Annotated in this window: 14 protein-coding genes; 2 read left to right on the top strand and 12 right to left on the bottom strand. The window is 62.5% G+C overall.

Annotated elements, in window-relative coordinates:
- The first annotated feature begins 127 nt into the window (after positions 1–127).
- Positions 128–1,333: a bifunctional 2-C-methyl-D-erythritol 4-phosphate cytidylyltransferase/2-C-methyl-D-erythritol 2,4-cyclodiphosphate synthase gene (locus tag FA04_RS06100; protein WP_177235725.1), complete on the top strand. Its 1,206-nt coding sequence runs from the start codon at positions 128–130 to the stop codon at positions 1,331–1,333.
- Positions 1,333–1,830, top strand: coding sequence for a CinA family protein (locus FA04_RS06095; protein ID WP_034795789.1), 498 nt, complete (start codon positions 1,333–1,335; stop codon positions 1,828–1,830). Before FA04_RS06100 ends, FA04_RS06095 begins: the two co-directional genes overlap by 1 nt.
- Here FA04_RS06095 and FA04_RS06090 read toward each other — a convergent pair.
- From FA04_RS06090 to eno, 12 genes are all read right to left on the bottom strand, one after another.
- The gene (locus FA04_RS06090; RefSeq protein WP_034795795.1) at positions 1,818–2,267 is read right to left on the bottom strand and encodes a type II toxin-antitoxin system RatA family toxin; all 450 of its coding nucleotides are present in this window, start codon (positions 2,265–2,267) and stop codon (positions 1,818–1,820) included. The two genes, FA04_RS06095 and FA04_RS06090, sit on opposite strands and share 13 nt — an antisense overlap.
- Before the next feature lie 9 nt (positions 2,268–2,276).
- Positions 2,277–2,867, bottom strand: coding sequence for a P-loop NTPase family protein (locus tag FA04_RS06085; protein ID WP_034795798.1), 591 nt, complete (start codon positions 2,865–2,867; stop codon positions 2,277–2,279).
- Between the two features lie 91 nt (positions 2,868–2,958).
- Complete coding sequence (gene lipA / locus FA04_RS06080; protein WP_034795803.1) at positions 2,959–3,930, bottom strand: lipoyl synthase; 972 nt, start codon at positions 3,928–3,930, stop codon at positions 2,959–2,961.
- 131 nt (positions 3,931–4,061) lie between these two features.
- A complete protein-coding gene (locus FA04_RS06075) occupies positions 4,062–4,313 on the bottom strand; it encodes a GlsB/YeaQ/YmgE family stress response membrane protein (RefSeq protein WP_034795805.1) in 252 nt (83 codons plus the stop codon).
- 74 nt (positions 4,314–4,387) lie between these two features.
- Entirely contained in the window at positions 4,388–5,833 is a 1,446-nt protein-coding gene (gene lpdA / locus FA04_RS06070) for a dihydrolipoyl dehydrogenase (RefSeq protein ID WP_034795808.1), read from the bottom strand.
- Between the two features lie 18 nt (positions 5,834–5,851).
- Positions 5,852–6,433, bottom strand: a complete 582-nt coding sequence (locus FA04_RS06065) for a GNAT family N-acetyltransferase (protein ID WP_034795811.1) — start codon at positions 6,431–6,433, stop codon at positions 5,852–5,854.
- Positions 6,434–6,435: 2 nt separating this feature from the next.
- On the bottom strand, positions 6,436–7,077 hold the full coding sequence (locus FA04_RS06060) for an SGNH/GDSL hydrolase family protein (RefSeq protein WP_034795815.1): 642 nt from the start codon (positions 7,075–7,077) through the stop codon (positions 6,436–6,438).
- A 66-nt stretch (positions 7,078–7,143) separates the two neighbouring features.
- On the bottom strand, positions 7,144–8,481 hold the full coding sequence (locus FA04_RS06055) for a pyruvate dehydrogenase complex dihydrolipoamide acetyltransferase (protein WP_034795817.1): 1,338 nt from the start codon (positions 8,479–8,481) through the stop codon (positions 7,144–7,146).
- A gap of 15 nt (positions 8,482–8,496) precedes the next feature.
- A complete protein-coding gene (locus FA04_RS06050; protein WP_034795821.1) occupies positions 8,497–9,867 on the bottom strand; it encodes a pyruvate dehydrogenase complex E1 component subunit beta in 1,371 nt (456 codons plus the stop codon).
- A gap of 17 nt (positions 9,868–9,884) precedes the next feature.
- Positions 9,885–10,931 carry a pyruvate dehydrogenase (acetyl-transferring) E1 component subunit alpha gene (gene pdhA / locus FA04_RS06045; RefSeq protein WP_034795824.1) on the bottom strand — a complete coding sequence of 349 codons (1,047 nt, stop codon included), beginning with the start codon at positions 10,929–10,931 and terminating at the stop codon, positions 9,885–9,887.
- Positions 10,932–11,067: 136 nt separating this feature from the next.
- The gene (locus FA04_RS06040) at positions 11,068–11,388 is read right to left on the bottom strand and encodes an FtsB family cell division protein (protein ID WP_034795840.1); all 321 of its coding nucleotides are present in this window, start codon (positions 11,386–11,388) and stop codon (positions 11,068–11,070) included.
- Positions 11,389–11,534: 146 nt separating this feature from the next.
- Entirely contained in the window at positions 11,535–12,809 is a 1,275-nt protein-coding gene (eno, locus tag FA04_RS06035) for a phosphopyruvate hydratase (RefSeq protein WP_034795843.1), read from the bottom strand.
- Positions 12,810–12,851 lie beyond the last annotated feature (42 nt).

Below are 12,851 nucleotides of genomic sequence, written 5' to 3'. Positions count from 1 at the left end.
GACACTGTTCTCGGACTTGCCAAGCGATTTCGGCGCGGCGCGCAAAATTCTAAGCTCAGCTGGCAAAGCACGACCCTTCGCGGTACATCACGGCGAAGATCGGCGAATGCGGGACCTCATACAGAAAATGCAGCCTCAAGAACAGTTCAAGTGCGGCGTGGTTATCGTCGCGGCAGGACGCGGCGAACGCGCCGGGCAATCCGCCGAGGGCCCGAAGCAGTACCGAACCATCGGCGACCGCCCCGTTATCGCCCATACGCTTGACACTTTCGCGACATGGCCGGGCGCCGGTCCGATCGTCGTCGTCATCCATCCGGACGACGAGGCGTTGTTCGACGCTGCATGCAAGCGCTCCGTGGCCAGCGACGTGATCATCGTCCACGGTGGCGCGACCCGGCAGATATCGGTGCTCGCCGGCCTCGAAGCCCTGGCCGACATCGGCGCGCGCCGCGTGATGATCCACGATGCGGTGCGCCCCTTTGCCGATCACGCGCTGCTGTCGCGGTGCGCTGCGGCATTGAGTGAGGACGTCAGGGCCGTACTGCCGGCGGTCGCCGTCGCAGACACGCTGAAGCGTGCCGGCAAGGATGGCATGGTCACGGAAACCGTGCCGCGCGACGGCCTCTACGGCGCACAGACGCCACAGACATTCGATCTCCAGGCCATTCTTGCCGCTCACCGGGAGGCGGCGAGAAGCGGCCGCACGGATTTTACCGACGACGCGTCGATCGCTGAATGGACCGGCCTCAAGGTCGTGCTCGTCGAAGGCGCCGTCGACAACGTCAAGCTTACGCTGAAAAGGGATATCGCCATGGCCGACGAGAAACTCAATCGGATTGCCCTGCCCGATGTGCGCACCGGAAACGGCTACGACGTGCACCAGCTCGTCGAGGGCGACGGCGTCACGCTCTGTGGCGTCTTCATTGCGCACACCAAGAAACTTTCCGGCCATTCCGATGCCGACGTGGCGCTGCATGCGCTCACCGACGCGCTGCTCGCCACCTGTGGCGCCGGCGACATCGGCGATCATTTCCCGCCGTCCGATCCGCAATGGAAGGGCGCGCCGTCTCGCATTTTCCTGGAGCACGCGGCCAAAATCGTGCGCGAGCGCGGCGGCATCATCACCAATGCAGACGTTTCGCTGATCGCCGAAGCGCCGAAGGTCGGGCCGCACCGCCTGACGATGCGCGAAAATCTCTCGGACATGCTGGGGATTTCACTCGACCGGTGCTCGGTCAAGGCAACGACCAACGAACGCCTTGGTTTCGTCGGCCGCGACGAAGGCATCGCCGCGATCGCCACGGCGACGGTCGTCTATGGGAACCTTTCGTGATGTGGTCCGCCGACATCGAAGTCAAAGCCGGTGAGATCATCGCGCAGTTCACGGCAAATGGCCGCAAGGTCGCGACCGCCGAATCCTGCACTGGTGGCCTGATCGCCGGTGCGCTGACCGAGATCTCCGGTTCGTCGGCAGTCCTCGACCGCGGCTTCGTCACCTATTCCAATGAGGCAAAGGTCGCAATGCTCGGCGTCGAGACGGCGACGCTCGTCGCCCACGGTGCCGTCTCGCGGCAGACGGCGATCGAGATGGCACAGGGCGCAATCGCGCATTCGGCGGCTGACTTCGCCGTTGCCGTCACCGGCATCGCCGGGCCGAGCGGTGGTTCGGCTGAAAAGCCTGTCGGCCTTGTGCATCTCGCTGCGGCAGGGCGAAACGGCGCGCTGCTGCATCGCGAGATGCGCTACGGCGATATCGGCCGCAGCAACATAAGGCTTGCGACCATCCGCACCGCACTCGATCTGCTCACGCAGATCGCTCAGGCCGAATAGATGCTGTCGGCGCGCTTTTCGAAGGCGTCGGAGAACATGCGGAAGGCACGGTCGAACATCGAGCCCATCAAGGCCCCGAGGATGCGGCTCTTGAACTCGTAGTCGATGTCGAAGTGCACGATCGACTGCCCCTCGCCCGAAGGCTCGAAGTGCCAGCGGTTGTCGAGATATTTGAACGGCCCGTCGATGTATTTGACGTCGATCGTCCGCTCTGCCTTGTTCAGCAGCACCTGCGTCGTGAAGGTCTCGCGGATCGCCTTGTAACCGACGGTCATATCGGCAAGCAGCAGCACTTTGCCATCGCGCTCCTTGCGCGAGCGCACCGTCAGCGCCTCACAGAGCGGCAGGAACTGCGGATACTGCTCGACGTCGGCAACGAGGTCGAACATCTGGTCTGCGGTGTGCTTGACGACGTGGTTGGTTTCGAAATGCGGCATAGAGGGGAGTTAAGCGGGAGAACCGAGAAGATCAAGGAGCCTGCGCATCTGGCGCCGCGATTTCAACTGCAGAACTGGCACGTTAGGGCCGTGCTTCGCCAGACCTGCGACGATGTGCGGCGTAAACTTCTGCTCAAACGTCCAGATGAACTGAAGGAAATCCCAATCGACCTTTTCGATGCAGCCCGGCGCCATCTCCGGGCGGGTGCGGCCGAAATGTTTCAGCCAGCGGGTGACGACGCCCCATATGCAGACAAGCCGCGGCATACGCACCCAGATCACGATGTCGCTCCTCGGCACCCGGATATCGAATGTGGACGGACCGGTGCCATCCATGACCCAGCGATCGGCGGCGATCCTCTCGACAATGCGCTGGCGCTGCTCCGCCCGGTCACGCTCTGCCCAACCCGGCAACCACCGGATATCGCGATCGATCGAGATGTAGGTGAACTGGAACTGACGGGCGAGCTTCTGTGAAAGCATCGACTTGCCGCCGCCGGAGCACCCGACAACGAGGATACGCCTGGCACTGCGAATATGGTCGGCGGCAACGGCATCGTCGACATAGTTGACGATTGCCGGTTTTGACAGCAGGTCCATGGAAACTCCCGCGGAACTCGGGAACAACGAAACCCAATACGAAACTCCGGCGCGGGGCCGGAGTTTCGGTCTTTTTTGAGCAGCCGAGCCGTCAGCCTGCCACGGCCGCCAGCTTCTTTTCGCGGGCTGCACGCAGCCGCGCAAAGTCGTCGCCGGCGTGGTGCGACGAGCGCGTCAGCGGGCTCGACGACACCATCAGGAAGCCCTTGGTGTAGGCGACGGTCTCGTAGGACTTGAACTCCTCGGGCGTGACGAACGCTTCGACCTTGTGGTGCTTGCGCGTCGGCTGCAGATATTGGCCGATCGTCAGGAAGTCGACATCGGCGGTCCTCAGGTCGTCCATCAACTGCAGCACTTCGTTGCGCTCTTCGCCGAGGCCGACCATGATGCCGGACTTGGTGAACATGGTCGGGTCCAGTTCCTTCACGCGCTGCAGCAGGCGGACGGAGTGGAAGTAGCGCGCACCGGGGCGGACCGTCAGGTAGTTGCCGGGAACCGTTTCCATATTGTGGTTGAAGACGTCGGGCTTGGCGGCAACGACGCGCTCCAGAGCGCCCGGCTTCTTCAGGAAGTCCGGCGTCAGGATCTCGATGGTCGTCGTCGGCGAGGCCTCGCGGATCGCCCAGATGACCTTCTCGAAATGTTCGGCGCCGCCATCTTCCAGATCGTCACGGTCGACCGAAGTGATGACGACGTGGCTGAGGCCCATCTGCTTGACGGCCTTGGCGATGTTGGCCGGCTCTTCCATGTCGAGCGCATTCGGCTTCCCGGTCGCGACATTGCAGAAGGCGCAGGCGCGGGTACAGATCTCGCCCATGATCATGAAGGTGGCGTGCTTCTTGTCCCAGCATTCGCCGATGTTCGGGCAACCGGCTTCCTCGCACACGGTCACGAGCTTGTGCGAACGCACCAACTCGCGCGTCTCCTGGTAGCCCTTGGACATCGGCGCCTTGACGCGGATCCACTCCGGCTTGCGCATCACTTCCGTGTCGGGCTTGTGGGCCTTTTCCGGGTGGCGGACGCGTTGCGCCCGGTCAGAGACGGCATCGAACACCGTTACCATACTGTCTTCCTCGTCGCGGCGGGTTCGGCATCAGGCCGGATGACCCATTTTCGCTCTATATAGACGGCCCGACCAGAAATGTCAGGCCGTCTATTTTCGAAGCCCGACGGAAGCACAGAAGGCCCGGCAGACTATCGTTTTACGACCCGACCAGCGGCGATCAACAGGCATGCGCCGATGAAGCCGATGATCAGGTAGGCGACCCAGCCGGCATAGGCCATGCCGAAGGCCGCCAGGACGAAATTCAGCACCACCGCACCGATGATGCCGAGCACTATGTTCATGATCAGCCCCATGCTGCTGCCCATGAACTTCTCCGCGAGCCACCCAGCCAAACCGCCGACGATGATCGCAGCCAAAATACCGACGCCGTTCACGCTCATTTTGGTCTCCGTGCATTGAAAATGCGCCCATTATCAATGCCAAAGCTACACCAAAAACGCCGGCGCCGAAACCATCAGGCGTTGAGCGCGCGGCCGTAGGCGTCGAGCACGCTTTCCTTCATCGTCTCGGAGATCGTCGGATGCGGGAAGATCGTGTGCATCAGATCTTCTTCGGTCGTCTCGAGGTTCATCGCGACGACGAAGCCCTGGATCAGTTCGGTGACTTCCGCACCGACCATGTGGGCGCCCAAGAGTTCGCCGGTCTTCTTGTCGAAGATCGTCTTGACCATGCCCTGGTCCTCGCCGAGCGCGATCGCCTTGCCGTTGGCCACGAAGGGGAAACGGCCGACGCGGATGTCGCGTCCGAGTTCCTTGGCCTTGGCTTCCGTAAGGCCGACGGAGGCGACCTGCGGGTGGCAATAGGTGCAGCCCGGGATCTTCAGCTTGTCCATCGGGTGGACGTTCGGCAGGCCAGCGATCTTTTCGACGCAGATGACGGCCTCATGCTCGGCCTTGTGTGCGAGCATCGGCGGTCCGGCGACGTCGCCGATGGCGTAGACGCCGGGAACGTTGGTCTTGCCGTAGCCGTCGATGACGATGCAGCCGCGGTCGGTCTTGACCCCGAGCGTTTCGAGGCCGAGGTTCTCGATGTTGCCCTGAACGCCGACGGCCGAGATCATGCGGTCAGCGGTGATCTTCTCGACCTTGCCGTCCTTCATCTCGACATGGGCGGTGATCGAGTTGGCAGCCTTCTCGACCTTCGTCACCTTGGCCTGGAGATGGATCTTCATGCCTTGCTTTTCGAACTGCTTCTTGGCGATGTTCGAAATCTCGGCATCTTCGACCGGCATCACGTTCGGCATCACTTCGACGACCGTCACGTCCACACCCATGGTGCGGTAGAAGGAGGCGAATTCGATGCCGATCGCGCCCGAGCCCATGACCAGCAGCGACTTCGGCATTTCCTCAGGCTTCATCGCCTCGAAGTAGGTCCAGATCAGCTTGCCATCGGGCTCGATACCCGGCAGCGCGCGTGGGCGGGCGCCGGTCGCGATGATGATATGCTTGGCGGTGTAGGTGCCCTCGCCCTTGGTGTTCTTCGGCAGCGGCGCCTGCGGCTGGACGACCGGCTTCGTCGACTTGCCGACGACGATTTCGCCGGGCTTCGTGAGCTTGGCTTCACCCCAGATCACATCGACCTTGTTCTTCTTCATCAGGAAGCCGACGCCGCCATTCATGCGCTCGGCAATGCCGCGCGAGCGTGCAACGATCGCCTTCAGGTCCGGCGTCACCGTGCCTTCGATCTTGATGCCATAGCTGCCCGGGTGCTGGGCGTAGTGCAGAACTTCGGCGGAGCGCAGCAGCGCCTTGGTCGGGATGCAGCCCCAGTTGGAGCAGATGCCGGCCAGATGCTCGCGCTCGACGACCGCGGTCTTGAGACCCAACTGTGCCGCACGAATGGCGGCGATATAGCCCCCCGGACCCGAACCGATGACGATGACGTCGTAATTCTCAGCCATGTGTTTCCTGCCTTTGTCTCAAGCGACTTTGCGGGTGAAGAGCACCCAGTCGTGTTTCTTGCTTTCCTCAAAGAGCGGAACCGCCTCGGCGCGCGCTGCCTCGCCGAAACCGTTTGCCCTGTATAGTGCCTGAGCCCTGCCGTTGTGGCTCTCGGTGATCAGGCTCACCGGCGCCGATCCGGCGCGTTCGAATTCCTTTGCCAGAAGCGCCTTGCCGATCCCCCGGCCGCGCTGATGGCGATAGACGCCCAGGCTCTCTATGAACCAGTGGCCGACGATCTGCCGCTGCAGCGCCAGCAGGGGCTCGAGAACCGGGTGCCCGGCAACAATCTCAGCCGCTTCCGGCCCGACCCCATAGCCGAGCGACAGTCCGGCAACCTCGTCATCGACCTCGGCAACCAGCGCATCACGCCAGTTCCCCGGACCCGGCTCTTCGCGCAGCTTGTTGCGCCCGCGCTCAAAAGCCGTATCCGTCACCCCATGCTGGACGGCGCCGTACCAGAGCCAGGTGGCAAAGCCATGCGCGGCGATATCGACGAGGATGGCGAGTTCCGCCGCCTCACGTCTTTCGGCCGGACGTATGGTGACGCCCCCGACCATTCTCAGACCCCGAGCATCATCCGCACGACCGGTTCCAGACCCCGGCCAATCGCACGCGTGTTTTCCGCATCGAGATGCACGCCATCGAGCGGCGTCGTCACCGCCACTGATCCGGCATCGAAGAAGCCGCAATCGAGTTCGTCGGCGAGATCGCGATAAAGGGGCGCCAGCATCGAAGACTGCTCGATGCCGCCTGCGAACATTGCGGCAAAGCCGGCGTCGGCAGTTTCGCAAAGCACCGGCGGCGACACGATCAGGATCTCCGGGCCGTCCTCACTCTCAACCGGCCAATCGTGACGGCGCACCAGATTGACCAGCCGCTCGACGCCCTTCACGGCGCCGAAGGCGGTTCCGTGGATCACCGGCTTCATGTCATTTGCGCCGAGAAGAAGAATGATGAGATCGAGCGGCGCGTGGCTGTGCAGCAGCGTCGGCAGCACCTTCGCACCATTGCGGTCGCAATCGGCGAGGTGATCGTCGTAGGCGGTCGTGCGGCCGTTCAGCCCCTCGGCGATGACCTGGACGTCCGGCCCCAGCGCCTTCTGCAAGACACTCGGCCAGCGATCGGCAAGCGCATGTCGACCGCCATCCGTGGCATCATAGCCCCAGGTCAGACTGTCGCCATAGCAGAGAACTGTTTTCATCGTCCGGGCCCGCCTTCGACTGCGCGAAAAGGAACGGACCGGCCCGAAGGCCGGCCCTCATCCAACTCAGACCAGCATGCCCATCGGGTTTTCGATGTAGCGCTTGAAGGCACCGAGCAGTTCGGCACCGAGCGCGCCATCGACGCAGCGATGGTCGGTCGAAAGCGTGACGGTCATGACGTTGGCGATGACCATCTGCTTGTTCTTGACGACGACGCGCTCCTCGCCGGCGCCGACCGCGAGGATCGTGGCATGCGGCGGGTTGACGACGGCGGCGAAGTTCTTGACGCCCATCATGCCCATGTTGGAGACGGCAGTCGTGCCGCCCTGGTATTCTTCGGGCTTTAGCTTGCGGTCCTTGGCACGCTGGCCGAGGTCCTTCATCTCGTTGGAGATGGCCGACAGGCTCTTCAGTTCCGCCTGGCGGATGATCGGGGTGATCAGGCCGCCCGGGATCGACACGGCAACGCCGACGTCGGCGTGCTTGTGCTTGACCATGTTGCTCTCGGTCCACGAGACATTCGCGTTCGGAACATCGCGCAGTGCCAGCGCCAGGGCCTTGATGACCATGTCGTTGACGGAGAGCTTGTAGACCGGCTTGCCACCCTGCTCGGGAGCCGCTGCGTTGAGCTGCGCACGCAGTGCCAGCAACGCGTCGAGTTCGCAGTCCACCGACACGTAGAAGTGCGGGATCGTCTGCTTGGATTCGACGAGACGCTTGGCGATCGTCTTGCGCATGCCGTCATGCGGCACGAGTTCGTAGGAACCCGGCTCGAACAGCTTGAGAACGGCGTCTTCCGACATGCCCTTGGCAAGCGGTGCGGCTGCAGGAGCAGCAGCGCCGGCGGCCGGTGCGGCGGCGGGCTTGGCAGCGCCACCGGAGACGGCGGCTTCGACGTCCTTCTTGACGACGCGGCCATGAGGACCGGTGCCGGCAACTGCCGACAGGTCAATGCCCGTGTCCTTTGCCAGACGGCGTGCGAGCGGCGAGGAGAAGACGCGTGCGCCGCCCTCGGCCCTGGCCGGCTGGGCTGCTGCCGGTGCAGCGGCAGGAGCCGCAGCCGGAGCGCTCGGCGCTGCCGGTGCAGGCGCTTCGGCCTTGGCGGCGGGTGCCGGTGCTGCCGCGCCGTTGCCGCCCTTGGCGGCGGCGGCGACATCCTCGCCATCGGCGGCGAGAACGGCGATCAGCGCATTGACCTTGACGCCATCGGTGCCGGCGGGAACGACGATCTTGGCAACGGTGCCTTCGTCGACGGCTTCGACTTCCATCGTCGCCTTGTCGGTCTCGATCTCGGCAATCACGTCACCGGACTTGACCTTGTCGCCTTCCTTGACGAGCCACTTGGCCAGATTGCCTTCTTCCATCGTCGGGGAGAGGGCAGGCATTGTGATGTTGATAGGCATCGAAGGGCCCTCCCCTTATTTGTAGCAAACGGCTTTCACCGCATCGACAACCTCTGCGACGTTCGGAAGCGCGAGCTTCTCGAGGTTCGCGGCGTAAGGCATCGGCACATCCTTGCCGGCGATCGTCAGGATCGGGGCGTCAAGGTAGTCGAAGGCCTGCTGCATGACGCGGGTTGCGATCTCGGTGCCGACGGAAGACTGCGGATAGCCTTCTTCGACGGTGACCAGACGGCCGGTCTTCTTGACGGATTCGATGACCGTCGGCAGGTCCATCGGACGGATGGTGCGCAGGTCGATCAGTTCGACATCGATGCCTTGGGCTTCGAGTTCGGCAACCGCCTTGACGGCGTAGGTCATGCCGATACCGAAGGAAACGATCGTTGCGTCCTTGCCGATCTTGTGGATACGGGCCTTGCCGATCGGCAGCACGAAATCGTCAAGCTTCGGCACTTCGAAGGAGTGACCGTAGAGGATTTCGTTTTCGAGGAAGATGACCGGGTTCGGGTCGCGGATCGCAGCCTTGAGCAGGCCCTTGGCGTCGGCAGCCGTGTAGGGCATGACGACCTTGAGGCCCGGGATATGGCTGTACCAGGCGGCGTAGCACTGCGAGTGCTGGGCGGCCACGCGGGCAGCGGCACCGCTCGGGCCACGGAAGACGATCGGCGCGCCCATCTGGCCGCCGGACATATAGAGTGTCTTGGCAGCGGAGTTGATGATCTGGTCGATCGCCTGCATGGCGAAGTTGAAGGTCATGAACTCGACGATCGGACGAAGGCCGGTCATGGCAGCGCCGACGCCGACGCCGGCAAAGCCGTGCTCAGTGATCGGGGTATCGATGACACGGCGGGCGCCGAATTCCTGCAGCAGGCCCTGGGTAATCTTGTAGGCGCCCTGATATTCGGCGACTTCTTCACCCATGACGAAGACGTCGTCGCTTGCGCGCATTTCTTCGGCCATGGCGTCGCGAAGTGCTTCGCGAACGGTCATCGTCACCATTTCGGTGCCGGCAGGGATCGCCGGATCAGCAGCGACTTCGACCTTCGGCTGGGCTGCAACCGGAGCCGGCGCGGAAGCGGCCGGCGCTTCGGCAGCGGCTGCCTTCGGCGCTTCGGCCTTCGGAGCGGCGATGTCGCCAGCGCCTTCGCCGTCTTGCAGCAGCACGGCGATCGGGGTATTGACCTTGACGCCTTCGGTGCCGGCGGCAATCAAGAGCTTGCCGATCGTGCCTTCATCGACGGCTTCGACTTCCATCGTTGCCTTATCGGTCTCGATTTCGGCAATGACGTCGCCGGAGGACACCTTGTCCCCCTCGTTCTTCAGCCATTTCGAGAGCGTGCCTTCCTCCATGGTCGGGGAAAGGGCGGGCATAAGAATTTCTACTGGCATGTTTGTCCCTCCCCGGATCAAAGCAGGATGTCGGTGTAGAGCTCGGATGCATCCGGCTCCGGATCGGCCTGGGCAAAATCGGCGCTGTCGGCAACGATGTCACGGACTTCCTTGTCGATCTGCTTCAGCTCATCCTCGTTCGCCCAACCCTTTTCGGTCAGACGCGCCTTCACCTGCTCGATCGGGTCATGCTCCGAGCGCATCTTCTGCACTTCGTCCTTCGAGCGGTACTTCGCCGGATCGGACATCGAGTGACCGCGGTAGCGATAGGTCTGCATCTCAAGGATGATCGGACCCTTGCCCGAGCGGCAATGCTCGACCGCCTCGTCGCCAGCGGCCTTGACCGCGCGCACGTCCATGCCGTCGACCTGGAAGCCCGGAATGTTGAAGGAGACGCCGCGCTGCGAGAAGTCGGTCTGTGCCGAAGCCCGCGAAACGGAAGTACCCATGGCGTAGCGGTTGTTCTCGATCACGTAGATCACCGGCAGCTTCCAGAGCTGCGCCATGTTGAAGCTTTCGTAGACCTGGCCCTGGTTGGCAGCGCCGTCACCGAAATAGGCAACGGACACATTGTCGTTTCCGCGATAGCGGTTGGCAAAGGCAAGACCGGTGCCGAGCGACACCTGGGCGCCGACGATGCCGTGGCCGCCATAGAAGTGCTTTTCCTTGGAGAACATGTGCATCGAGCCGCCCTTCCCCTTGGAAAGGCCGCTGCGACGACCGGTGAGTTCGGCCATGACGCCGCGGGCGCTCATGCCGCAGGCCAGCATGTGGCCATGATCACGGTAGGCGGTGATGACCTGGTCGCCTTCCTTCAGCGCCATCTGCATGCCGACGACAACGGCTTCCTGGCCGATGTAGAGGTGACAGAAGCCGCCGATGAAGCCCATGCCATAGAGCTGGCCGGCCTTTTCCTCGAAACGCCGGATCAGCAGCATCTCGCGGTAGGCACTCAGATCTTCCTGTTTGGAGAAGTCGGCGAACGTGCCGCCGTTGAAGTCTTTCTTCGCCGGCTTTGCGGCACTCTTGCGGCTGGAAACGGACGCGGATTTTCGCGGAGCCATTCGTTCCTCCCAATGGTTAGCCTTTTGCGGTTACCATAGGGAAAGAAAGCAGACACAGCAATGCCATATTTGCATGGCTCACATTCCACGCAAATAATTGATTTTGCTTTACAAATTTCAATTAACTGAATTCTGGTTAATTTGCGGCACGGTGAAAAATAACGATCTCGTCACTTCGCGACATGTTCAGCGCGAGGCGAGCCTTTTCATCCAGCATGTCCCGTTCCAGCGACCCATCACTCATCAGCTGAACCTCCTTTTCGAGGATCATTCGCTGCTTCGTGAGCTTATCCAGCCGCGCCTGCCGCTCGACGATCTGACGATCGAATTGCTCGGTCGCCTTCAGGCCATAGCCGCCGTGAATGGAATGATAGCCGAAGTAGGAGAGAAAGGCGACCGCGATCAGCGGCATCACCAGCCGACCCAGTTTCCGTTTCTTATGATGCCGTGTCCACATGCATTCCCGCCCTGATACGCAGTACGGCAATCAGATTAGCGTCGATTGATTAACCGACCGTTGACCATGAACGGCAGGAAAATAGAAACCCGCCCACACGGGGCTGTGTGGGCGGGCTCAGTTTTCAGACAAAAATCAGGCGGCGATCAACCGCGCAGGATCGAACGGCCGGCGTACTTGGCCTGCAGGCCAAGCTGCTCTTCGATGCGGATCAGCTGGTTGTACTTTGCGAGCCGGTCCGAACGGGCAAGCGAGCCGGTCTTGATCTGGCCGCAGTTGGTGGCAACCGCGAGATCGGCGATCGTCGCATCTTCGGTTTCGCCCGAACGGTGCGACATGACGGCGGTGTAGCGCGCCTTGTGTGCGGTCTCGACGGCGTCGAGCGTTTCCGACAGCGAGCCGATCTGGTTGACCTTGACGAGGATCGAGTTGGCGACACCCATCTTGATGCCGTCGCGCAGGCGGGCCGAGTTGGTGACGAACAGGTCGTCCCCGACGAGCTGGCACTTGTTGCCGATGAGATCGGTCACAGCCTTCCAGCCGTCCCAGTCGTCTTCGGCCATGCCGTCTTCGATCGAGAAGATCGGGTACTTGGCGGCGAGTTCGGCAAGATATTCAGCCATTGCGCCCGGCTCCAGCGTGCGGCCTTCGCCTTCGAGTACGTACTTGCCGTCCTTGAAGAATTCGGTCGCTGCGCAATCGAGCGCGATGAACATGTCTTCGCCCGGCTTGTAGCCAGCCTTCTCGATCGACTTCATGATGAAGTCGAGCGCTGCCGGGGCCGAAGCGAGACCCGGCGCGAAGCCGCCTTCGTCGCCGACATTGGTGTTGTGGCCGTCGGCTGCAAGCTGCTTCTTCAGCGTGTGGAACACTTCCGAGCCCATGCGAACAGCATCACGCATCGTGTCGGCGCCAACCGGAACGATCATGAACTCCTGGAAGTCGATCGGGTTGTCGGCGTGCGCGCCACCGTTGATGATGTTCATCATCGGAACCGGGAGCACGTGGGCGTTCGGACCACCGACGTAACGGTAGAGCGGCAGGCCGGCAGCTTCGGCGGCAGCCTTGGAAACGGCAAGCGAAACGCCGAGAATGGCGTTGGCGCCGAGGCGCGACTTGTTCGCCGTGCCGTCGAGCTCGATCATGGTCTTGTCGATCTGGATCTGGTTCTCGGCATCGAGACCGCCGATCGCTTCGAAGATCTCGCCGTTGACGGCTTCGACGGCACGTTCAACGCCCTTGCCGAGGTAACGCGTACCACCATCGCGCAGCTCAACAGCCTCATGGGCACCGGTCGAGGCGCCCGACGGGACTGCCGCGCGGCCGAAGCTTCCGTCTTCCAGGTACACGTCGACCTCGACGGTCGGGTTGCCGCGGCTGTCCAGAATTTCTCGGCCGATGATGTCGATGATTGCAGTCATGATCTCTTCCCTGTTGAGGACGGTGGGTGGTCGGGGCCTGTC

Origin of the sequence: Ensifer adhaerens, assembly GCF_000697965.2 — a bacterium.
In the GTDB taxonomy this organism is placed as follows: domain Bacteria; phylum Pseudomonadota; class Alphaproteobacteria; order Rhizobiales; family Rhizobiaceae; genus Ensifer; species Ensifer adhaerens.
Note: the sequence above shows the minus strand (reverse complement) of the source record. Positions and strands in the feature narration are given on the sequence as shown.

Coding starts and splice junctions, on each gene's coding strand:
- FA04_RS06050 (WP_034795821.1), bottom strand. CDS start 9,867: ATGCCAGTAGAAATTCTTATGCCCGCCCTTTCCCCGACCATGGAGGAA.
- FA04_RS06055 (WP_034795817.1), bottom strand. CDS start 8,481: ATGCCTATCAACATCACAATGCCTGCCCTCTCCCCGACGATGGAAGAA.
- eno (WP_034795843.1), bottom strand. CDS start 12,809: ATGACTGCAATCATCGACATCATCGGCCGAGAAATTCTGGACAGCCGC.
- FA04_RS06100 (WP_177235725.1), top strand. CDS start 128: ATGCAGCCTCAAGAACAGTTCAAGTGCGGCGTGGTTATCGTCGCGGCA.
- lipA (WP_034795803.1), bottom strand. CDS start 3,930: ATGGTAACGGTGTTCGATGCCGTCTCTGACCGGGCGCAACGCGTCCGC.
- FA04_RS06095 (WP_034795789.1), top strand. CDS start 1,333: ATGTGGTCCGCCGACATCGAAGTCAAAGCCGGTGAGATCATCGCGCAG.
- FA04_RS06060 (WP_034795815.1), bottom strand. CDS start 7,077: ATGAAAACAGTTCTCTGCTATGGCGACAGTCTGACCTGGGGCTATGAT.
- FA04_RS06085 (WP_034795798.1), bottom strand. CDS start 2,867: ATGGACCTGCTGTCAAAACCGGCAATCGTCAACTATGTCGACGATGCC.
- FA04_RS06075 (WP_034795805.1), bottom strand. CDS start 4,313: ATGAGCGTGAACGGCGTCGGTATTTTGGCTGCGATCATCGTCGGCGGT.
- pdhA (WP_034795824.1), bottom strand. CDS start 10,931: ATGGCTCCGCGAAAATCCGCGTCCGTTTCCAGCCGCAAGAGTGCCGCA.
- FA04_RS06065 (WP_034795811.1), bottom strand. CDS start 6,433: ATGGTCGGGGGCGTCACCATACGTCCGGCCGAAAGACGTGAGGCGGCG.
- lpdA (WP_034795808.1), bottom strand. CDS start 5,833: ATGGCTGAGAATTACGACGTCATCGTCATCGGTTCGGGTCCGGGGGGC.
- FA04_RS06040 (WP_034795840.1), bottom strand. CDS start 11,388: ATGTGGACACGGCATCATAAGAAACGGAAACTGGGTCGGCTGGTGATG.
- FA04_RS06090 (WP_034795795.1), bottom strand. CDS start 2,267: ATGCCGCATTTCGAAACCAACCACGTCGTCAAGCACACCGCAGACCAG.